Raw genomic sequence first — 20,850 nt, forward strand, 5'->3', positions numbered from 1 at the left:
AAGGGGGGAAACACATTATGGAAAAATATATCTTATCATTGGATCAAGGAACAACTAGTTCACGGGCGATTTTGTTTAACGAAAAGGGCGAGATCGTCCACTCGGCCCAAAAGGAATTCACACAGCATTTCCCTAAGCCAGGCTGGGTAGAGCATAACGCCAATGAGATTTGGGGATCAATTTTAGCAGTGATTGCTGGTGTACTATCGGAATCTAGTGTAAAGCCTGAGCAAATTGCTGGTATTGGAATCACTAATCAGCGTGAAACGACAGTCGTTTGGGATAAAGAAACAGGAACCCCTGTGTATAATGCGATAGTATGGCAGTCCAGACAAACTAGCGAAATTTGTGATGAATTGAAAGGAAGAGGTCTTAATGATCTGTTCCGAGAAAAAACAGGATTGTTAATAGACGCCTATTTTTCCGGTACAAAAGTGAAGTGGATCCTCGATAATGTGGAAGGAGCTCGCCAAAAAGCAGATGAAGGCAAGTTGTTATTCGGAACCATTGATACCTGGCTGATTTGGAAGCTATCAGGAGGCAAGGCCCATGTAACAGACTATTCTAATGCTTCTCGGACATTAATGTATAATATTCATGAGCTGAAATGGGACGAGGAGCTTCTGGAGATATTGACTGTTCCAAAATCAATGCTACCAGAGGTTAGACCTTCTTCCGAAGTGTATGCCCAAACGATCGAATATCACTTCTTCGGCCAGTCGATTCCAATTGCAGGAGCAGCAGGTGACCAACAGGCAGCATTATTTGGCCAAGCTTGTTTTAATGAAGGAATGGCTAAAAATACGTATGGAACAGGTTGTTTCATGCTTATGAATACGGGTGAAAAGGCTGTCAGTTCCGAGCACGGGTTATTGACAACTCTTGCTTGGGGATTGAATGGCAAGGTTGAATATGCATTAGAAGGCAGCATATTTGTAGCAGGATCAGCGATTCAATGGCTGCGTGATGGCTTACGGATGCTAAAAAATGCCGAGGACAGTGAAGCCTATGCAAAACGTGTAGAAAGTACTGATGGAGTTTATGTTGTTCCTGCATTTGTGGGGCTTGGGACTCCGTATTGGGACAGCGATGTCCGAGGTGCGGTTTTTGGCTTAACTCGTGGAACATCTAAAGAGCATTTTGTCCGTGCTACCCTTGAATCGCTTGCATATCAAACGAAGGATGTACTCGATGCAATGGAGGCAGATTCAGGTATTGAGCTGAAGACATTGAGAGTGGATGGCGGTGCAGTTAAGAACGACTTCTTAATGCAATTCCAAAGCGATCTACTACGTGTCCCTGTTGAAAGGCCGACTATAAACGAAACGACAGCACTTGGTGCAGCGTATTTGGCTGGACTAGCTGTTGGCTATTGGAAGGACCAAGAGGAAATCGCTCAGCAGTGGGCAATAGACAAAACCTTTAAACCATCCATGGATGAGCAAGAAAGTGAAAAATTATATGACGGATGGAAAAAAGCTGTTCAAGCAGCAATGGCTTTTAAATAAAGGTTCTGATAAACACTAAATTTAACAAATAAAGAAGGCCACTTATATAGTGGTCTTTTTGTTGTTAAATTTACAATAAAGTAATAAAATGCTTTAAATATGTGGGCAGATTACCATAATAAAGTCTTTAAATAAGACGAAATAATTTACAAACTAGCCTTCTATAAATTATCTAGTAAATCTATATAATACTTTCTTAAAAGTTCTCTTAATATATTAGGTTCTACTATTTTTATGGACTTACCAAAGCTAGCAATATAGTTAACTATAAACTCAAGCTCATTTGGCTCATACGAACCAACAATATAGGTACTTTCACTCTCGGTGATTAACTTCATAGATGGGAAATGTTGCTGTTGAAAATGCTCAACCCCTTCTTGATTTATTAGACACTTGAATTGAATTGCCTTTTCAGATGGTTTCCAGAGTGAATGTGCATTGTGAACATTAATCTCCTTTAAGTCAATTAATGGTTCGATGTTCGTTATTTCCACTGTTGTAATACGATCACACCGGAATACTCGATAAGCTTTTTTAGTTACATCATAAGCCTGGCAGTACCAATAGCCTTTCATTGCATAAATAGCGATTGGCTGAATGCTACGAGTGCTTTTTTGATGCATTGTTTGATAACTGATTTTTAATACTTCATTTTTAATGGCTGCAAGTAATAAAGTTTCTAAATGTGCGCTTTCTTTGATTTGCTCCGTGTGTCGAAAGGTTACCCGATCTTGAATTCTCTCTATATGCTGACGTTGTTTTTCTGCTAACGCGTTTATAAATTTCTCATGAATAGAATGAAGCGATACTTGAAAAGGTAGATTTGAAAAGCTGCGTAGTGCCTGCATTGCAAAATAAAGCGCATAAATTTCTTGACTGTTAAAAGAAATGGGGGGTAGTGTCATTTGATTAAGTAAATGATAACCTCCATACCGACCATATTCTGCATAAATTGGTGCGCCAATTTCCTCTAGTGAAGAAATGTCTCGTAATGCAGTTCTTTTAGAAATATGAAATTCTTGCATTAAATCTTGGAGCGTAAACTGTTGTTTTTGATTGATAAAACGCAGCATTTGATTTAAGCGTTCTGATTTTTTCATAAAATGACCCCTTAATGGTGCCGTTTTTTGTCACCTTTATTTTATATACTTGTAAGTGTAATAAATAATTGTTGAGGAGGCAATAAAATGAATTTTGAAGTAATTCCCTTTCTATCGATGAATGGTAAAGGTGCAGCTGCTATTGAGTTTTATAAGGAATATTTAGGGGCGACCGTTCTTTTTAAGAAAAATTATAAAGAGATGAAGGAAATGAATCCTAATTTTATTTATGGAGAAGGTCAAGATGAGTATATTACACATTCTGTTTTGCAAATCGGTGCGAATAAGCTTATGCTTGCAGAGAAAGAAATGGACAATACACAACCTTGGCAATTAGGTAATAGTTCATCTTTATGTATTCAGTCTCAAGATAAGATTGTAATTAAACATCTCTATGACTCGCTTATTCAACATGAACAGGTGGCCATTTTAGTACCATATGAACCCAATGCGTTTAGTCCAGGATATGCCATTGTACGAGATCCGTTTGGAGTAATTATCCAACTTTGTGTAACCGTGCATGATTTTTAATTTAGGTGATTTATTACATGTACAGTATATGACGTTTGTATTAAATTTCAGTAATTTATAGGATTATTTAACAGTTTGGGGCGTTAGTGAAAGAATGATTAAACAACTTTATAGTTAAAGTTTTTACTCTGTAGTACCCACTTTCCAACTAAATTAACGAACTTAGAAAACCGATTCTACATCAGTAGTATCGGTTTTCTTGATTGATGGCTATAAAATTAAATGACTTTATTATAAGTATTCATCTTCTTCAACTAACTACCGCCCCTTAAATTTTGTTTTTATTAACTAGAATCACGTTTAAATTCGCTCTTCTTTTGTTCCTGTAAAACTGATAATCCAATAAAGATATACGGGTATGATAAAAGAATTAATTCGAGAAAACCTAAACCAAACAATGTCGAGGTATGCTCATCTGCATTAAATCTAGTTTCAACTACCCATAATAAAGGGTTTTTACCACTCTTACTTGTACATAATATTTTATGAAAATATAGCCTGTGATTTACTGAATTTCACATGTATAGTTAGCTGTAATATATTTTATTAGGGAGTGTTTTACTTGTTTATAAAACTTACAAAAGACCAACAGCAATTAATGATTTCTGACATTCAATACTTTTTTCACAAGAAAGAGATGAAGAAATAACTGAATTTGCTGCAGAAAGAGTATTAGATTTCGTTAGGGAGTCACTTGCTCCTCATTTCTATAACGCTGCTGTCTTAGATGTTAAACATGTAGTGGAACAGCAATTTTCTTCACTTGAAGATGAAATATTAACTCTAGAACGTCCGATAAAAAGATAAATAATTTTTCAAGAGTGAATTTGATAATAATTCACTCTTATTGTTGCACATAATATGTCTTATACGGCATAAGATAGGAATCATCTTTCCTTGTTTTTACTTCAGCTAATCTGCCCCTTTGGTTGAACTGTTAAATAAAAACAAAGCGAAGTCTTTCTAATATGAGTTAGAGTATGATATACTAAAATCAAGTTAATAAATCGGCCGGAGAACAGGAGAGACCATGAATGCGTTATCGAGAATTCGATAATGTGCATTTATGGTCTCTTTTTTTGTTTTTATTGGCAGATTAGGGTAATTAATATCTATATGAATGGAAAACTATGAGAACAAATTAACTTATTTAAATACAAGAACCAACAACTACTCGACAAAAGCAGGTATCACTCAAAGGAGGAGTTAGGCATGAGGTTTTCAAATATATATCGAGAAGAAACAATTGAGCTTCTGAAAAAAGAAAAATTTGATGTGTTAGTCATTGGCGGAGGAATTACAGGTGCAGGGATTTCCCTGGATGCAACGACTCGAGGAATGAAAGTGGCATTGGTGGAAATGCAGGACTTTGCTGCAGGAACATCAAGCCGTTCAACAAAGCTTGTCCATGGTGGTTTGCGGTACCTAAAGCAATTTGAAATAAAAATGGTTGCTGAGGTTGGAAAAGAGAGAGAGATCGTTTATGAAAATGGGCCACATGTGACTACACCGGAAAGAATGCTGCTCCCAATGCATAAAGGTGGCACATTTGGAAAATTCAGTACATCCATCGGACTCCGAGTCTATGATTTTCTAGCAGGCGTCAAAAAAAGTGAACGAAGGAAAATGCTATCGGTTAGTGAAACACTGAAAATGGAGCCCCTTGTAAAGAAAGAAGGACTTAAAGGCGGAGGCCATTATGTTGAATACCGTACAGATGATGCACGCCTGACGATTGAAGTGATGAAGGCGGCTGTGGATAAAGGCGCGACACCGATAAATTATACAAAAGTAGAAAAACTGTTGTATGAAAATGGCAAGGTAATAGGCGTCCAGGTCAATGATATACTATCAGGCAATCAGTATGAAATATATGCAGACAAAGTTATCAATGCCGCAGGTCCATGGGTTGATTCGATCCGTGAAAAAGACCAATCGAAAAAAGGGAAAACGCTGAAGTTATCAAAGGGTGTTCATGTCGTAATTGACCAATCGAAATTTCCTTTGAAGCAGGCGATTTACTTTGATACGCCCGATGGCCGGATGATTTTTGCCATACCGCGAGCTGGTAAGGCCTACGTCGGAACTACAGACACCTTTTATAATGGCGATCCTGCTGTCCCTACCGTTACATCGGAAGATCGTGCCTATTTATTAAAGGCGATTGGTTATATGTTTCCAGAAGTGAAAGTTTCGGATGAGGATATCGAATCAAGCTGGGCTGGAGTTAGACCGTTAATTCTTGAAGAAGGCAAAGACCCTTCTGAAATTTCAAGAAAAGATGAAATATGGGAGTCCGATTCTGGTCTTATCACAATTGCCGGAGGAAAATTAACGGGATATCGCAAAATGGCAAAAACTACAGTCGACCTCGTAGCCGGGAAGCTTTCTCAGCAAACAAATAGATCTTACCCTAATAGCAGTACCAAAAAAATGCCGATTTCTGGAGGGGATGTCGGAGGATCAATCAATTTCTCTGATTATATCCAGACACATATTCAAATAGGGGTTGACTCAGGACTCACTGCTAAGGATTCCAAAGAATTATTGGCTATGTACGGATCAAACGCGGCTGTTTTGTTCAATATCGCAAAAAGTGAAGGGGACGTGGAAACTCGCACTGGCCTCCCACAGAAGTTGTTCGTACAGTTGCAATACGCATTAGATCATGAAATGGCCGCAACTCCGGTTGATTTCTTCTTCCGCAGAACCGGCACCCTATTATTTGATATCGATTTAGTCCAAACACATAAAAGTGCAGTAATTAAATATATGGCTGAATATTTTGGCTGGACGGAATCAACAAAAACGGAAAGAACAAACCAATTGGAACAAGAAATACATGGTGCTATTAAAGTATCTTAACTTATACCTGAAACGATTAGACGCCAGCGGCTTTGCTGGCGTTTATCTTATTTTCCATGATTTTATTTGAATTAAAGATGTGTGAGTAAAAGATGAGTGGCAATGCGGCTCATCTTTTACATATTCAATGATAGAATGCTTGCAAATAGAACAATCACGCCTTCATAGATTCAACAAACTTATAAAGAACTACTTACGTGCAGAAATTGACTTGGCGATTAACTTTTAAATCTTTAAACATGGAATATTATTGAAAAACTAATCATATTAGTTATAATATTAATTATATTAGTTTTGGGGGGAGTTTGATTAAAGATGAGAATGACTAAGGTTGGTACAGTATATCAACTATCTTTTATGCCAAGTGTATTTCCTGTGAACTGTTATTTTGTAGAAGAAGAGAATAGTCTTACACTAATAGATGCAGCCTTACCCTACAGTACAGCAAGTATAATAAATGCGGCTCGGATTATTGGAAAACCGATAACAAGATTAATAGTTACCCACGCACATGATGATCATGTTGGTGCACTAGACGGGATTAAAGCGTTAATCCCTGATTTACAAGTGAGTATTTCTTTTAGGGATGCGTTATTACTGGCTGGTGATTCTACCCTCCTACAAAATGAAACAAACTCTCCAATCCGCGGAGGAGTCCCTAAAAATATTCAAACTCAACCAGACTTATTACTCAAAGAGGGCGACCGTATTGGTTCATTGGAAGTTATTTTTTCACCAGGACATACCCCTGGTTCTATATCTCTTCTTGACACCCGGAATCATAGTTTAATTGTGGGGGATGCCTTACAAACTAGAGGTGGAACTGCGGTGTCTGGAATGATTAAACCTTTATTTCCGTTCCCGGCCTTTGCCACATGGAATAAACTTATCGCTGTTGAAAGTGCAAAGAAATTAAGAAGTTATAAACCGAGTTTACTTGCTGTTGGTCATGGGAAGATGCTAGAACACCCTGGGAATTCTATTGACAGAGCAATAGTTGAAGCAGAATTAAAACTTCAATCATGAAAATAGGAGGTGAAAATTGATGTCTCAACGTATAAGGTTAGATTTGTCTATCATTTTACAAAAAGCTACAGGACTAGTTGATGAAAACGGCCTTGATCATCTTTCGTTAGGCAAGTTGGCTGAAGAATTACAAATACGCCCCCCTTCGTTATATAACCATTTAGACGGCCTAAATGGATTAAAACAGAAACTAGCAGTAAATGGAGTTAAAAAACTTTATGAATACATGCTTCAAGCAGCAGTGGGACGCTCCGGTGATGATGCAATCAAGGCACTTAGTGAGGCATATGTTGAATTTGCTAGAATTCATCCAGGACTTTATGATGCTACCACCCGTTTTCCAAATTCTGAAGACAAGGAGTTACAACAAGCACAGCAATCAGTTGTAGAGCTTGTTGTCCAAGTCCTACAAGCCTATAATTTGAAGGAAGAAATGGCGATTCACTTGGTGAGAGGATTAAGGAGCATTTTACATGGATTTACTTCAATTGAAAAAATGGGTGGGTTTGGGATGCCGATTGATATCGATAAGAGTTTTTCTATACTGCTAAATACTTATATTGAGGGAATCCATTCTATAGTAATAAATAAAGATAAATATGATCTGGTGGAAGGTTAAAATGGGTTTTTTGGCTGTCTTGCAAATGGTAAACTTATCCGTTCGGTTTTTATTAGAAATTTTTGCACTTGCTGTATACGGTTATTGGGGTTTCAAAGTAGGAAATACCAGCATCATGAAAGTTTTTTAGCATTGTTATCCCAATTGGTATAGTGATCCTTTGGGGGGGCATTTGGTTCCCCTAAGGCCAGCATACAACTATCAGCACAACTTCATTTGCTACTGGAAGCATTGATTTTCTTGGTTCCAGCAGGATTACTTTTGTCCCTTAAAAACGTTAAATTAGCTTGGCTCTATGGATTTACCGTGATAGTAAATAGAATTTTCATGATGCTTTTGGACCAATAAGGTGTAGTTTAAACCTGACCAGCAGGACATCAAAATGGAGTGATGGATAAAAAGAAAAAACCCTTGCTACACAAGGGCTTTAAAGTATGAATAATAGCGGGATCGAACCTTTGCCGTGTTTCTTATTTCTTAGCTGATTTAAAGGATAGCTTGAAAGTCTGGCCAGCCAAAGAAGCATTTCCTATTTTTTCTGCTTTAATAGTTGTACGTCGACGTATAGCTGTATCCGTGAATGAAAGTCATCAAAATCGATTGAAGTGAGATCGGCTATTTGGTTCATTCTGTATTTTAACGTGTTGGTATGAATGTATAGCTGTTCAGCTGTCGGTTTTATCCGGCAATTATTCAACAGAAATATTTCCATTGTTTGAAGGAGCTTTGTTTGGCTTTCCTTATCCTTCTTTTGCAGAATCTGTAAATCCATATTGATATAATTCGTTTTACCATGATGATTGGAGATCATTTCGAGGTAACGGAAAATCCCAAGTTTGCTATATTGGAAAGGAAGCTGTTCAGGTTTACCGATGAACTTGGCTGCATTGATCACTTCCAGGGCTTCTAGATAGGATTTTCTTAATTGAAGAATCGAAGAATACTCATTTCCGATTCCTGAGAACACCTTTTGGCCATTGAATTGGGAAAGAACCGTGTTCGTTAAATCAGTGGCGCTATCAGAAAGCAGGTCTTTCCCTTTTCCGTTGCTACCAATTAAGACGATGATCTTCAATTGGTTTGTGAATACATGGGAAAAATGATTCAATGCATTTGCGAATAGACTGACTGTATCCGTTAATTCATCGAAATGTTCCGCATCGGATTGAGCGATGGTAAAGACATTTACAAGGAAAGTTTCCGGAATAAGAAGACTCATATTGGCTGCTTCCCATTTTATTTGGTTTTCCGTTTGATAGACTTCGTCGATGACCTTTTGGTAAAACTCATTTTTTTCTTCATCTTTTTTCATGTTTATCTGTTTTTTCTGATAGAGGAGCTTGCCGATATGATGGGAAACCTCATGTAAAAATTCCAAATCGGAATCAGGCATCACTTCCGTCTCTTGGACCCAAATGAATCCGAAGACCTGCCCTTTGTGGACAGCGCTTACAACAACTCTTTGATTTAAACCGATTTCCTCGATTTGTTTCACTCTAAATGGATGCTCCACCGTTTTAAGCTGTTCGACAATGCCCTCATCCATGAATTTCTCCAAGATTGGAATCGGCCAATGCTTAGTGAAGATGGTTTGCTGATTGGCTTGGTCGAAGTGCTCGATATAATATGAACTATATGCCAGCAATAAAAATTGGTCATTTTCGATGACAACTGGTTTTTTTAAATAAGTGCTGACCATATCCGTTATATCGTTGATGTTTGTGAGAGTCAGGATTTTTTCTAATGACATATATGGCCCCCTGTTATTTTTTGAAGTATATGACAACTAAGTTTAATAATACTTTTAAACGGATGATGTGTATAGGGGCACAAAGAAGGAACGGTCTATGAAAAAAATTTCATAGACCGTTCCTTTTAGGTGATTTATTATTATTTTAATGTTCTTTCGAATTCCTCGAATTGCTCTTCTACTTCTTTTGATGGCTTGGCTGTAAGAAGACTTACCACGATAATGGCAATCAAGCTTGCGCCAAAACCAGGGATCATTTCATAAAGCGTATCGGATAATCCTGCCATCGACCAGAAAATCACAGTCCCGGCACCAACGACCATCCCTGCTAATGCGCCCCATCTTGTCATGCGTTTCCAGCATAGGCTTAGTAAGACCAATGGACCGAATGAAGAACCGAATCCAGCCCAAGCATACCCTACAAGTCCAAGAATCGTGTCATTTTTCTCCCAAGAGAGAATAAGCGCGATGATTGATATGATTAGTACGGAAAGTCTGCCTAGGAAGACAAGCTCTTTATCTGAAGCGGAACGACGGAAGAAGGTTTTGTATATATCCTCGGTTAAAGAGCTAGCTGTAACCAACAACTGCGAAGAAATCGTGCTCATGACGGCTGCCAGTATTGCGGAAATCAAGAAACCAGTGATAAGTGGGTGGAAAAGTATTTCCCCTAACTCTATAAAAATCGTTTCAGGATCATCTAACTTGAGACCGTTCTGAGAAAAATACGTGATACCGATGAATCCAGTCAGCATGGCACCGACACTGGAGAAAATCATCCAGCTCATCCCGATATTACGGGCTTTCTTGATTTCCTTAACAGAACTGATCGCCATAAAGCGGACAATGATATGCGGCTGTCCGAAGTAACCCAGTCCCCATGCAAATAATGAGATGATTCCTAAAAAGCTCGTCCCTGTGAAAATATTCAATAAGGCTGGATCAATGGAACGTGCCGTATCTATGGAAGGACCGAAACCGCCAACATGGAAAAGGGTAACGATCGGTACAAGAACCAAGGCAACGACCATGATGATTCCCTGAACAAAGTCTGTCCAGCTTACTGCCAGGAATCCGCCGAATAAAGTATAGGCCACGACAACACCTGTTAAGATCCATAGACCTGTATGGTAATCTAGGCCAAATGTACTTTGGAATAAGACTCCGCCAGATACCATTCCGGAGGAAACGTAAAAGGTAAAGAATATCAGGATAACCAAAGCGGAAATGAGCCTTAAGATCCGTGAGCCCTCACCAAAACGATTTTCCAGGAAAGCAGGGATCGTAATGGAGTTATTGGCTACTTCTGTATACGTTCTCAATCTTGGTGCAACATACAGCCAGTTCGCATAGGCACCTAGTGTCAGGCCGATTACAATCCAGATGGAACTGAGTCCTGTTGCAAACATGGCACCTGGCATCCCCATTAAAAGCCAACCGCTCATATCTGCAGCACCGGCGCTTAATGCCGTTACAGCAGGGCCAAGACCCCGGTCGCCCAGCATGTAATCATTTAGGTTAGAGGTTTTTTTGTAGGCGAAATATCCGATTAACAGCATGCCCGCCATATAAATGCTAATGGAAATTATTAATGAGTAATCTATCATATGAAGACTCCCTTCAGGATGAAATATATAATTTTTTGTTTTAAAAGAGGAAGCAACCTATTTGTCACTTCCTCCATTTAACCTCTTTTTGGATTCATATCACAGAATCGAAGATACATATCCAAAGAGGGTATACAAATCATCTTCAAATTGCTTAATGGAACATTATCAGAATGTTTCGGATGTTGTTTTGGCTTGCATATGAAGCTGCAAGTAGTCCGGTCCGCCTGCCTTGGAATCAGTTCCTGACATGTTGAACCCGCCGAAAGGCTGATAACCTACGATTGCACCAGTACAGCCGCGGTTGAAATACAAGTTCCCTACATGGAATTCTTGACGTGCTTTTTCCATGTTCAGGCGATTTGTCGTAATGACAGCCCCAGTCAAACCGTATTCTGTGTTATTGGCAATTTCAAGAGCTTCGTTAAAGTCTTTCGCTTTTGAAAATGCAACGACTGGTCCGAAGATTTCTTCTTGCATCAAACGGGCTTGCGGATCGACATCAGCGACGATTGTCGGCTGAACGAAGTATCCTTTTGAACTATCTCCTTCTCCACCAGTCAGAATGCGTCCTTCTTCTTTGCCGATTTCAATATAGCTCATGATTTTATCGAATGCCGCTTGATCGATAACTGGTCCCATGAAATGATTTTCTACAGGATTACCAACAGTAAGTTGTTTTGCTAATTCAACAGCGCGATCTAAAACTTGATCGTATACATCTTCTACGATGACAGCACGGGAGCAAGCAGAACATTTTTGTCCAGAGAAGCCAAATGCAGATTTCACGATCGATTGAGCGGCCAATTCAAGATCTGCCTCTTTGTCAACGACGATCGTATCTTTTCCGCCCATTTCAGCGATGACACGCTTCAGCCAAATTTGGCCTTCGTTCACTTCTGATGCACGTTTGTAAATGCGCAGACCTACATCGCGTGAACCTGTGAAGGAAATGAAACGTGTTTTAGGATGATCAACCAGGTAGTCGCCCACTTCGGCTCCGCTTCCTGGAACGAAATTCAACACACCTGCTGGAAGGCCGGCTTCATGCATCACTTCAACGAATTTCGCAGCAACAATAGGAGTAGTCGAAGCTGGTTTCAACAGGATTGTGTTACCAGTGACGATAGCGGCAACAGCTGTACCTGCCATGATTGCAAATGGGAAGTTCCAAGGAGAAATGATGATGCCTACTCCTAATGGAATGTAATCATAGCGGTTAAATTCTCCCGGACGGCTTTGAACAGGCACACCATCTTTAAGCGTCAGCATTTGACGGGCATAGAATTCAAGGAAATCGATCGCTTCCGCTGTATCCGCATCAGCCTCATTCCAAGGTTTTCCCGCTTCTTTTGTCAATAACGCAGAGAATTCATGCTTGCGTCTGCGAATGATGGCAGCAGCTTTGAACAAAACGTCAGCACGGATTTCCGGCTTCACTTTTTTCCAGCTTTCAAAAGCGGTAACAGCTTCCTGCATAGCTTTTTCAGCAAGAGCCCTGTTCGCTTTCGATACTCGGCCGATGACCTCTTGTTTATCAGCAGGGTTATATGAAACGATTTTCTCATCAGTCGTCACTTTCTCTGCCCCGATATAAAGAGGGTAGTCTTGTCCTAAGTAGCCTTCAACAGTTTGAAGAGCTTCCTGATAAGCTTTTTTGTTTTCCTCGTTTTTAAAATCAACAAATGGTTCATGTTTATATGAAATCATTGATAATCACACCTTTTTATAGAATTTTTGTAGCAATTAGAATGTTGAATGTATATTTAGCTTCTGACCATCCCTTTGAAGGCAAAGGCAATATTGGATGGCCTTTCCGCAAGCCTTCTCATGAAGTATCCATACCAATCGAGACCATATGGTACATAGACGCGCATCTTGTAACCTTGCTTGACCAACTCGTATTGTGTTTTGTTTCTCATGCCATAAAGCATTTGAAATTCGAATTGTGTATTTGGAATGTTATGCTTTTTAGCCAGCTCTTTTGTATATTCGATGATTTGGTCATCATGTGAGGCAATGGCAGTATAATTACCGTTAAGAAGACTTTGCTTAATCAACTTTTTATAGTTTTCATCTACATCATTCTTTTCGGGAAAAGCCACCTCGGCAGATTCCTTGTAGGCACCCTTTACGAGACGCAGGAATGGTTTATACTGGGCAAGGTCTTCCAAATCTTTCTCTGTGCGGTATAAATAAGCTTGTAAAACAGTACTTATGCAGTTGTATTTTTCTTTGAACTGCCTAAATATATCGATTGTTGCTTGACAGCGAACTTCATCTTCCATGTCAATCGTGACCATGACATTGTGTTTTTCTGCTGTATCAAGAATTCTTGTCATGTTCTCGATGACCAGATTATGATCGATATCAAGACCCAGAGAAGTCATTTTGAGAGATACCTGTGAATCCAGTTTTTCTCTGCTGATCATTTCAATGGTTTCGATGCATTCTGCTGTCCTTTCCTGGGTCACTTCCTTAGAATCAACGAATTCCCCAAGATGGTCGACTGTAACCGACAAGCCACTATTATTAAGCTGTTTAATGAATTTAATGGAACTTTGGAAATCAGTTCCCCCTATAATTTTTCCAGCTGCAAAACTACCGCCGCTTTTCTTTGCAATATTATTAAGTAAGTTATTTTTAGATAAAAATAAGAAAAAGTCCCTTGTAATCGCTTCCATTTAAAAAACACACCCCTAAGAAGTTGTAATCACAAGATAATTTTATGGTTTTTCGACAATTTGCGCAATGTTCTAAAAATACAATAATTCTGTCTTTTGTTTGTCGGTTAGAGACAATGAAGGGGAGGTACTCAATTTTCTCCTATCTTAATGGATAGAACGAAAGGTTTATAATTTATCTTATAAAGAAAAGCTAGAAGAAAGGTGCTTAGGAGAAAATAGCCCTGTGAAAGATGAAACCTTTGCTAATGCGTTTAAAAGTGGTAGCTCGACCATAATAATCCAATGCGATATAATGAATCTGACTATAGGTCCAACCGAGTACATCTTCTGTTACATGATCGGAAGTTAATGGCGTGGGCCGGAAAAATAAGTGACATCGGTAAGGCGGGGAGGATAAGGAATGGGTGCGGTATTTGAAGAACTTAGAGAAACATCTGGATTGATAATCGGCTTGATAATGGCTCTGGTAATAACAGGGTTTATTGGACTAGCCTTCACAAAAGCACATAAAGTCATTGTGTCACCTGTTGTTAGAAGGATAAAGAAAATGGTTAGTCGAAAATAGATGTGGCGGATTACATACCCCTTGTCCCATCGAGCCCCGCTTGAAGAAGGTGCAACCGTGTATGCCTATAATAGTAGGAAGTATGTTAATAAACTCAAAAAGAAGTCGCTATATATGAAGTGTCAAAGCATTAGATGCGGCGATGAATAAGGTTGAAATGACTCTTTTCCTTTCGCATATGTAATCAATAGATAACTTTAGCAAAAAAATCCCCCACTTCTAATATAGAAGTGGGGGATTTTACATATTAGATTAATAAGTAATCATGATGTAGTAGAGATAATGGTTCTGAAGAACTAATATGTCAACTCACGCATTTGTCTCCACCGAATAATGCTGATTATTTTGTTCGAAGGCATGGCGCTGTAGGGCTGGAAGGTCATTCTGCATTTAAAATTCAGTAAATGAATTCGTCATTCTTAGGAACAAGAACAATTCTTTCAAATTAAGAAAATCATATTAGAATACGAATGCCCTTTATGCTGCTTACCGGTAAAAGCACATTTTGCTTTCTTCAAAACCATAAAGGTGATAGTACTAGTATTCTAATAAATTCGCAAAAAGTAAAATACCCCATATGCCGGTTTCGTGCCGACTTAAGGGGTATTTTACTTCCAACAATCTTTTTTTGAGGGTTTAAAGCCAACTGTCAAGCACGGACTCGCAATCCCCTGCTACTGCTGTTATAACCTGAAGATCAACATAATTTGACCTGCAGGGTTTATTCTACTCAATTTTGAGGCAGCTAAATGAAGCTGTTGATATGGGATTTTGGAAGAACACAATGAAACGGAAAATTAGCCTCGATATACTTGGGGGCGGGAACGATTTGAACTTAACGGGTAAAGAAATACCGGCGGGGATTTGCTCAGCCGTAATGATGGAGCCAGACAAGCGATGGCGAGGTAGTCATTCATATTCCTTACTTATCAAAGGATAAGTAAGGATTGATGGTATCGAGTGGGAAGAGAGCTCGTCGTAGCGGAGGCTAACCGGCAGTCAGCTCAATCCTCGGAACGGCTCTCATAGGACCAATCGGCACAATTGCCGGAGCTGTTGTAGGAGGGCGTCTCCGTGATAACTCGAAAGCTTACGTCTACCTAATTAATTCGAAGACCAACGAAGAGGTCTCCTTGCATATAGGGTATACCAAAAAACAATTCAAAGAAATATCTGTTTTCATGTAACGTAGCAAAGCCACGACCTTAAGTGGAACCGTTTGTTTGGGTCGGGGCTTTTTTTGCGTTTAAACATCGAATATTCAGCGCAACCTTAAATATCAAAATAATCGTCTGACTTTGCGCCGGCATCTATACTCCGAATCGCCTTCATGATTTTCTTTAATACTCCGGCAGAAGGCACATACTTAGGATCGCTGCAAACTCTGCTAATCGTATTGCGTGAGATTCCAGACGCGCTTACAAACTCCTCTTGTGTATACCCGTGCTTATCTATTAATTTGCCGACCTTACTCCGACGCTTTCCCTTCCCGAATCTAAACATTTCGCGTACCTCCTAGTATTTATTGTACTAGCAGTCTCGTCCATCTTTCACAAAAATATACGCATAGTTTCGCAAATAATTGGTATCACGGAAAAACGGTAAGTGCTAATAACAGTTAACTACCCTAGTAGCCTTACTAGAGTAGTTTTTGCCAAGTCGTAAGCGAAGTGATAAAGGATGAAAGTGTTTTGAAGAAGAGGAGCAGATGAAAACGGAAAGGGGATCACGAGGGGGAAACCCTCACGAAATACGAGGGATATAAACTGATATTTATATTAGGAGCAAGCTGAGAAATGGTTGCATCAATAAGTTAACGGAGGATTATGGTTCGCCAGGTGTTGAGATAGCTTTAAGTGGAGATATGACGGTAGCTGTGGTGGAGTAGTTATTATATGGTTTTTAACGTCAGGGCGCAGAAGAAATACCGTAACGATGGTAAAATGGTTTAATACTTCCTATCGTAGGAGTGTAGCTGAAACTAGAGCAGAAGCAAGATGGTATTCGGTTAAAAAGCATATTTTGTCTTATTTCGGCAATATTCAATGGATAAAATCACTACTCAGATGTTGGATGAGTTCTATAAATGACAAACTGGATGAAGGACCGTCACCTAAATCGGTTAAGGAATTGCATCATCCGTTATCCAAGATGAAGCAGCCCTCCGGCTAGAGCAATCCTTCTTTCCGCATTTAACGGATCAAAACTTTAGTGGGATAAAGGTGCACGCATTGTGCAATCTTGAAATGAATCGGCAGGTTTCTATAAGTGGAAAAAGAAAAAAACCCTTGATACACAAGGGTTTTCAAGTATGGAGCATAGCGGGATCGAACCGCTGACCTCTACGCTGCCAGCGTAGCGCTCTCCCAGCTGAGCTAATGCCCCGGGTTAGGGTACAATAATTATTTTATCGAAATTTCAGGAAAAGTCAATAATAAAATTGAGAAATTTGCAAAATAGTAAGAAAAAACCGTTTGAGGGTATCAAACGGTTTTTTTCGCTTAAGCATTCTCGATTTCTACCCGTGCAATTTCTTTAAGGTTGGAGACGGTGTAATAAACTTCTGAAGTTCTAACTTTATGATCGACCAAAACTTTAAGTGTTAAGAGGTGATGGTCTTCTGCAACATCTTTGATTCTTAGGTTTTTGATAAAAATCTTTTCGTCTTTGATTTTTTTGAGAACTAAAGCGATGTCATCTTTATCTTTTACCACTAGTTGTAGAAAGATTTCTTTTTGCCGTAATTTCATCGGGCCAAGCCAGGTGACGACTACGGGTACCAATTCGACACTGATGATTAATAGAATGACTCCGGCAATTGCTTCGAGAAAGAATCCAGCTCCGACAGCAATCCCAATTCCGGCTGCTCCCCAAATTATGGCAGCGGTGGTTAAACCGGAGATGCTGTTATTGTCACGGCGGAGAATAACGCCGGCCCCGATAAAGCCGACGCCAGAAACAATCTGTGCGGCAAGACGTAAGGGATCCATTGTGATATTTACATCGTCACTTCCGGGGAATTTATAAGCTGACTCCATGGAAACAATCGTTAATAAACAGCTGACGATGGAAATAACCAAGCTTGTTTTTAATCCAACGGGTTTTCGTTTCATTTCTCGCTCTAGCCCGATAATTAATCCAAGGAGAGCTGAGATCCCCAGCTTAATAAGTATTTGCAGTTCTGATTGAGGATCGAATGTCCATTCCATAATGTTCACCACTTCCGAAAGAGTATCGAGAATTATATGATTTGGTGCAATATACCCGTTTTTTCAAATAACTCACTCTAATAATTTTACCATAGTAAAATAGAGTACAATGATAGGTAATTCAACATGAAAAGAGGAACAAGAATGCAAATACCTAAAATAAATCCCTATTTTGCATTGGCGATAGGTGTGGCATCCGTTTCATTTTCGGCCATACTTGTTAAATTAGCATCTGCTCCATCAGGTGTTATAGCCTTTTATCGTTTATTATTTACTGTTCTGCTTATGTTGCCGGTTTTCATAATAAAATACCGCCATGAACTTAAATTCATTGAGAAAAAGGACTGGTTGTGTTCGATTGCGGCAGGTGTGTTCCTAGCTTTTCATTTTATATTATGGTTTGAATCGCTCAATTACACGTCGGTTGCGAGTTCAACTGTGCTTGTCACCCTTCAGCCGTTATTTGCGTTTGCAGGGGCTTACTTGTTTTTTAAAGAACGATTTTCAATGAAGGCAATATTAAGCGGGATCATCGCGATAGCGGGCAGTCTTGTCATCAGCTGGGGAGATTTTAGAATCAGCGGTATGGCGCTTTGGGGAGACATTCTTTCCCTTGTTGCTTGTGCGTTAGTAACTGGTTATTTACTATTTGGTCAAAATGTTAGAAAGCGTATCTCTTCTATAACATACACATTCGTCGTGTATGCAATTAGTGCATTTACATTGTTTTTCTACGTTGTCCTTAAGGGAGAGCCAATGGGACCATATCCTACTGTCGACTGGATTTATTTCGTTTTGCTTGCTATTTTCCCGACTCTATTAGGGCATTCATTATTCAACTGGTCATTGAAGTGGTTAAGTACTTCAACAATCTCTATGGGAATCTTACTGGAACCGATTGGAGCGACAATTCTAGCTTACTTCATTCTTGGTGAACCCATACTCTGGACGCAAATCCTAGGAGGTACCATCATATTGGCCGGCTTGATGATATTCCTAAAGGATGAAAAGAAAAGTAAGGTGCAGAAAAAAGAAGCAGTCTCCATATAAAAGCAGTAAGTCGAACCCGACTTACTGCTTTTATTTAATAGGGATAAAACAAATAGGTAATCCGAGTGAAGATCAAGGCAAATGTAAAGCTAAACAAAAACGTTGTACCATTCACTTTCCCTTTTTCCCTACTGAACTTTATGGCTTCATAATAAGCAGTGCTAAATAAGTAAAGAGCCATGCTGTAAGAAATGAGTAGTGCGATTAATGATAGATTCATTGCTTCACCTCAAAGAAAGAAGATATCTTTATATGTCTATTTGGGTTTAAGGAGAAATATGCGAGTTAATTCAGCTGAAGCGGCGGACTGTGTTTAAGAGGTAGGGGGGCTTGATGCATTCGAAAAAGAGTTATTCTAGAAAGGAATATATAGAAGGAGAATGAAAAAACACTTTTTTGAAAAAAAGTTTTGAAAAACATATTGCAAACATTATTTGTACATGGTATATTATTTCTTGTCGCTAAGACAACAACTTAAACAGCTCAACAAACTGTTAAAACTTTTTAAAAAAAGTTGTTGACGAAACGTGACACAATGTGTTACATTATAGGAGTCGCTTCTGAGAGAAACGACAACAAATTGCTCTTTGAAAACTGAACAAAACAAAGCGCCAATGTTAATTTTTAAGTGAGCACACACTATCAAAAAAAGCAAAATGAGCAAGTCAAACATTTCTTCGGAGAGTTTGATCCTGGCTCAGGACGAACGCTGGTGGCGTGCCTAATACATGCAAGTCGAGCGGATCGATGGGAGCTTGCTCCCTGAGATTAGCGGCGGACGGGTGAGTAACACGTGGGCAACCTGCCTATAAGACTGGGATAACTTCGGGAAACCGGAGCTAATACCGGATACGTTCTTTTCTCGCATGAGAGAAGATGGAAAGACGGTTTTGCTGTCACTTATAGATGGGCCCGCGGCGCATTAGCTAGTTGGTGAGGTAATGGCTCACCAAGGCGACGATGCGTAGCCGACCTGAGAGGGTGATCGGCCACACTGGGACTGAGACACGGCCCAGACTCCTACGGGAGGCAGCAGTAGGGAATCTTCCGCAATGGACGAAAGTCTGACGGAGCAACGCCGCGTGAACGAAGAAGGCCTTCGGGTCGTAAAGTTCTGTTGTTAGGGAAGAACAAGTACCAGAGTAACTGCTGGTACCTTGACGGTACCTAACCAGAAAGCCACGGCTAACTACGTGCCAGCAGCCGCGGTAATACGTAGGTGGCAAGCGTTGTCCGGAATTATTGGGCGTAAAGCGCGCGCAGGTGGTTCCTTAAGTCTGATGTGAAAGCCCACGGCTCAACCGTGGAGGGTCATTGGAAACTGGGGAACTTGAGTGCAGAAGAGGAAAGTGGAATTCCAAGTGTAGCGGTGAAATGCGTAGAGATTTGGAGGAACACCAGTGGCGAAGGCGACTTTCTGGTCTGTAACTGACACTGAGGCGCGAAAGCGTGGGGAGCAAACAGGATTAGATACCCTGGTAGTCCACGCCGTAAACGATGAGTGCTAAGTGTTAGAGGGTTTCCGCCCTTTAGTGCTCGCAGCCTAACGCATTAAGCACTCCGCCTGGGGAGTACGGCCGCAAGGCTGAAACTCAAAGGAATTGACGGGGGCCCGCACAAGCGGTGGAGCATGTGGTTTAATTCGAAGCAACGCGAAGAACCTTACCAGGTCTTGACATCCTCTGACAACCCTAGAGATAGGGCGTTCCCCTTCGGGGGACAGAGTGACAGGTGGTGCATGGTTGTCGTCAGCTCGTGTCGTGAGATGTTGGGTTAAGTCCCGCAACGAGCGCAACCCTTGATCTTAGTTGCCAGCATTCAGTTGGGCACTCTAAGGTGACTGCCGGTGACAAACCGGAGGAAGGTGGGGATGACGTCAAATCATCATGCCCCTTATGACCTGGGCTACACACGTGCTACAATGGATGGTACAAAGGGTCGCAAACCTGCGAAGGTAAGCGAATCCCATAAAGCCATTCTCAGTTCGGATTGTAGGCTGCAACTCGCCTACATGAAGCCGGAATCGCTAGTAATCGCGGATCAGCATGCCGCGGTGAATACGTTCCCGGGCCTTGTACACACCGCCCGTCACACCACGAGAGTTTGTAACACCCGAAGTCGGTGAGGTAACCTTTATGGAGCCAGCCGCCTAAGGTGGGACAGATGATTGGGGTGAAGTCGTAACAAGGTAGCCGTATCGGAAGGTGCGGCTGGATCACCTCCTTTCTAAGGATAAATACGAGAGCGCTTTTGTTTTGTTCAGTTTTGAATGAGTAATTCATTCAGATACGAAAGACATCATCACGTTGTGATGGGATTCTTTCTACTTTGTT

The 20,850-nt window shown here is 40.2% G+C and carries 17 protein-coding genes, 1 tRNA gene, 1 rRNA gene and 1 pseudogene; 11 read left to right on the forward strand and 9 right to left on the reverse strand.

What is annotated here, in order from left to right; all coding sequences use genetic code 11:
- Positions 1 to 17 precede the first annotated feature (17 nt).
- On the forward strand, positions 18 to 1,508 hold the full coding sequence (glpK, locus tag JFU24_RS19460; RefSeq protein WP_201222814.1) for a glycerol kinase GlpK: 1,491 nt from the start codon (positions 18 to 20) through the stop codon (positions 1,506 to 1,508).
- Positions 1,509 to 1,669: 161 nt separating this feature from the next.
- On the opposite strand, the gene JFU24_RS19465 is transcribed toward glpK, so the two are convergent.
- Positions 1,670 to 2,608, reverse strand: coding sequence for a helix-turn-helix transcriptional regulator (locus JFU24_RS19465; protein WP_201222816.1), 939 nt, complete (start codon positions 2,606 to 2,608; stop codon positions 1,670 to 1,672).
- Positions 2,609 to 2,695: 87 nt separating this feature from the next.
- On the opposite strand from JFU24_RS19465, the gene JFU24_RS19470 reads away from it, so the two are divergent.
- The 6 genes and pseudogenes from JFU24_RS19470 (at position 2,696) to JFU24_RS31390 (ending at position 7,779) form a co-directional block, all read left to right on the forward strand.
- The gene (locus tag JFU24_RS19470) at positions 2,696 to 3,139 is read left to right on the forward strand and encodes a VOC family protein (RefSeq protein ID WP_201187059.1); all 444 of its coding nucleotides are present in this window, start codon (positions 2,696 to 2,698) and stop codon (positions 3,137 to 3,139) included.
- Positions 3,140 to 3,701: 562 nt separating this feature from the next.
- Positions 3,702 to 3,946: pseudogene (locus tag JFU24_RS19475) on the forward strand (DUF2164 domain-containing protein).
- Positions 3,947 to 4,351: 405 nt separating this feature from the next.
- Complete coding sequence (locus JFU24_RS19480) at positions 4,352 to 6,004, forward strand: glycerol-3-phosphate dehydrogenase/oxidase (protein ID WP_056523138.1); 1,653 nt, start codon at positions 4,352 to 4,354, stop codon at positions 6,002 to 6,004.
- A gap of 315 nt (positions 6,005 to 6,319) precedes the next feature.
- Positions 6,320 to 7,030, forward strand: coding sequence for an MBL fold metallo-hydrolase (locus JFU24_RS19485; RefSeq protein WP_201250316.1), 711 nt, complete (start codon positions 6,320 to 6,322; stop codon positions 7,028 to 7,030).
- A gap of 19 nt (positions 7,031 to 7,049) precedes the next feature.
- A complete protein-coding gene (locus JFU24_RS19490) occupies positions 7,050 to 7,649 on the forward strand; it encodes a TetR/AcrR family transcriptional regulator (RefSeq protein ID WP_201250317.1) in 600 nt (199 codons plus the stop codon).
- 25 nt (positions 7,650 to 7,674) lie between these two features.
- Positions 7,675 to 7,779, forward strand: coding sequence for a DUF2568 domain-containing protein (locus JFU24_RS31390; protein WP_446728303.1), 105 nt, complete (start codon positions 7,675 to 7,677; stop codon positions 7,777 to 7,779).
- A 399-nt stretch (positions 7,780 to 8,178) separates the two neighbouring features.
- Here JFU24_RS31390 and JFU24_RS19505 read toward each other — a convergent pair whose 3' ends face one another.
- The 4 genes from JFU24_RS19505 to JFU24_RS19520 form a co-directional block, all read right to left on the reverse strand.
- A complete protein-coding gene (locus JFU24_RS19505) occupies positions 8,179 to 9,399 on the reverse strand; it encodes a PucR family transcriptional regulator (RefSeq protein WP_201250319.1) in 1,221 nt (406 codons plus the stop codon).
- Positions 9,400 to 9,539: 140 nt separating this feature from the next.
- Entirely contained in the window at positions 9,540 to 11,006 is a 1,467-nt protein-coding gene (gene putP, locus JFU24_RS19510; protein WP_207203213.1) for a sodium/proline symporter PutP, read from the reverse strand.
- Between the two features lie 168 nt (positions 11,007 to 11,174).
- A complete protein-coding gene (gene pruA / locus JFU24_RS19515) occupies positions 11,175 to 12,716 on the reverse strand; it encodes an L-glutamate gamma-semialdehyde dehydrogenase (RefSeq protein ID WP_201222829.1) in 1,542 nt (513 codons plus the stop codon).
- A gap of 56 nt (positions 12,717 to 12,772) precedes the next feature.
- A complete protein-coding gene (locus JFU24_RS19520) occupies positions 12,773 to 13,690 on the reverse strand; it encodes a proline dehydrogenase family protein (RefSeq protein WP_201187043.1) in 918 nt (305 codons plus the stop codon).
- A gap of 403 nt (positions 13,691 to 14,093) precedes the next feature.
- Between JFU24_RS19520 and JFU24_RS19525 the strand changes: the two genes are divergently transcribed.
- Together JFU24_RS19525 and JFU24_RS19530 are read left to right on the forward strand one after the other, a co-directional pair.
- Positions 14,094 to 14,258, forward strand: coding sequence for a hypothetical protein (locus JFU24_RS19525; protein ID WP_161804983.1), 165 nt, complete (start codon positions 14,094 to 14,096; stop codon positions 14,256 to 14,258).
- A 784-nt stretch (positions 14,259 to 15,042) separates the two neighbouring features.
- Positions 15,043 to 15,198: a hypothetical protein gene (locus JFU24_RS19530; protein WP_201222831.1), complete on the forward strand. Its 156-nt coding sequence runs from the start codon at positions 15,043 to 15,045 to the stop codon at positions 15,196 to 15,198.
- Positions 15,199 to 15,530: 332 nt separating this feature from the next.
- On the opposite strand, the gene JFU24_RS19535 is transcribed toward JFU24_RS19530, so the two are convergent.
- The 3 genes from JFU24_RS19535 to JFU24_RS19545 form a co-directional block, all read right to left on the reverse strand.
- Positions 15,531 to 15,761 (reverse strand): helix-turn-helix domain-containing protein, encoded by a 231-nt coding sequence (locus JFU24_RS19535; RefSeq protein ID WP_098178080.1) that lies wholly within the window; start codon positions 15,759 to 15,761, stop codon positions 15,531 to 15,533.
- 809 nt (positions 15,762 to 16,570) lie between these two features.
- Positions 16,571 to 16,643: transfer RNA gene (locus tag JFU24_RS19540), tRNA-Ala, on the reverse strand.
- Positions 16,644 to 16,759: 116 nt separating this feature from the next.
- Complete coding sequence (locus JFU24_RS19545; RefSeq protein ID WP_053348841.1) at positions 16,760 to 17,467, reverse strand: MgtC/SapB family protein; 708 nt, start codon at positions 17,465 to 17,467, stop codon at positions 16,760 to 16,762.
- 144 nt (positions 17,468 to 17,611) lie between these two features.
- Here JFU24_RS19545 and JFU24_RS19550 point away from each other — a divergent pair, with 144 nt between their 5' ends.
- Complete coding sequence (locus JFU24_RS19550; protein WP_201222833.1) at positions 17,612 to 18,517, forward strand: DMT family transporter; 906 nt, start codon at positions 17,612 to 17,614, stop codon at positions 18,515 to 18,517.
- Between the two features lie 34 nt (positions 18,518 to 18,551).
- Here JFU24_RS19550 and JFU24_RS19555 read toward each other — a convergent pair whose 3' ends face one another.
- Positions 18,552 to 18,737, reverse strand: a complete 186-nt coding sequence (locus tag JFU24_RS19555) for a hypothetical protein (RefSeq protein WP_141521436.1) — start codon at positions 18,735 to 18,737, stop codon at positions 18,552 to 18,554.
- Positions 18,738 to 19,191: 454 nt separating this feature from the next.
- Here JFU24_RS19555 and JFU24_RS19560 point away from each other — a divergent pair.
- Positions 19,192 to 20,743: ribosomal RNA gene (locus JFU24_RS19560) — 16S ribosomal RNA — on the forward strand.
- Positions 20,744 to 20,850: the final 107 nt, after the last annotated feature.

Source organism: Peribacillus sp. TH27, assembly GCF_016650915.1.
GTDB lineage: Bacteria > Bacillota > Bacilli > Bacillales > DSM-1321 > Peribacillus > Peribacillus butanolivorans.

Excerpts from the sequence above, each read along its gene's own strand:
- JFU24_RS19550 (WP_201222833.1), top strand. The coding sequence starts at position 17,612 with ATGCAAATACCTAAAATAAATCCCTATTTTGCATTGGCGATAGGTGTG.
- JFU24_RS19530 (WP_201222831.1), top strand. The coding sequence starts at position 15,043 with ATGAAACGGAAAATTAGCCTCGATATACTTGGGGGCGGGAACGATTTG.
- JFU24_RS19545 (WP_053348841.1), bottom strand. The coding sequence starts at position 17,467 with ATGGAATGGACATTCGATCCTCAATCAGAACTGCAAATACTTATTAAG.
- JFU24_RS19535 (WP_098178080.1), bottom strand. The coding sequence starts at position 15,761 with ATGTTTAGATTCGGGAAGGGAAAGCGTCGGAGTAAGGTCGGCAAATTA.
- JFU24_RS19525 (WP_161804983.1), top strand. The coding sequence starts at position 14,094 with ATGGGTGCGGTATTTGAAGAACTTAGAGAAACATCTGGATTGATAATC.
- JFU24_RS19480 (WP_056523138.1), top strand. The coding sequence starts at position 4,352 with ATGAGGTTTTCAAATATATATCGAGAAGAAACAATTGAGCTTCTGAAA.
- JFU24_RS19505 (WP_201250319.1), bottom strand. The coding sequence starts at position 9,399 with ATGTCATTAGAAAAAATCCTGACTCTCACAAACATCAACGATATAACG.
- pruA (WP_201222829.1), bottom strand. The coding sequence starts at position 12,716 with ATGATTTCATATAAACATGAACCATTTGTTGATTTTAAAAACGAGGAA.
- JFU24_RS19470 (WP_201187059.1), top strand. The coding sequence starts at position 2,696 with ATGAATTTTGAAGTAATTCCCTTTCTATCGATGAATGGTAAAGGTGCA.
- JFU24_RS19485 (WP_201250316.1), top strand. The coding sequence starts at position 6,320 with ATGAGAATGACTAAGGTTGGTACAGTATATCAACTATCTTTTATGCCA.
- putP (WP_207203213.1), bottom strand. The coding sequence starts at position 11,006 with ATGATAGATTACTCATTAATAATTTCCATTAGCATTTATATGGCGGGC.
- JFU24_RS19465 (WP_201222816.1), bottom strand. The coding sequence starts at position 2,608 with ATGAAAAAATCAGAACGCTTAAATCAAATGCTGCGTTTTATCAATCAA.
- JFU24_RS19520 (WP_201187043.1), bottom strand. The coding sequence starts at position 13,690 with ATGGAAGCGATTACAAGGGACTTTTTCTTATTTTTATCTAAAAATAAC.
- JFU24_RS19555 (WP_141521436.1), bottom strand. The coding sequence starts at position 18,737 with ATGAATCTATCATTAATCGCACTACTCATTTCTTACAGCATGGCTCTT.
- JFU24_RS31390 (WP_446728303.1), top strand. The coding sequence starts at position 7,675 with ATGGTAAACTTATCCGTTCGGTTTTTATTAGAAATTTTTGCACTTGCT.
- JFU24_RS19490 (WP_201250317.1), top strand. The coding sequence starts at position 7,050 with ATGTCTCAACGTATAAGGTTAGATTTGTCTATCATTTTACAAAAAGCT.
- glpK (WP_201222814.1), top strand. The coding sequence starts at position 18 with ATGGAAAAATATATCTTATCATTGGATCAAGGAACAACTAGTTCACGG.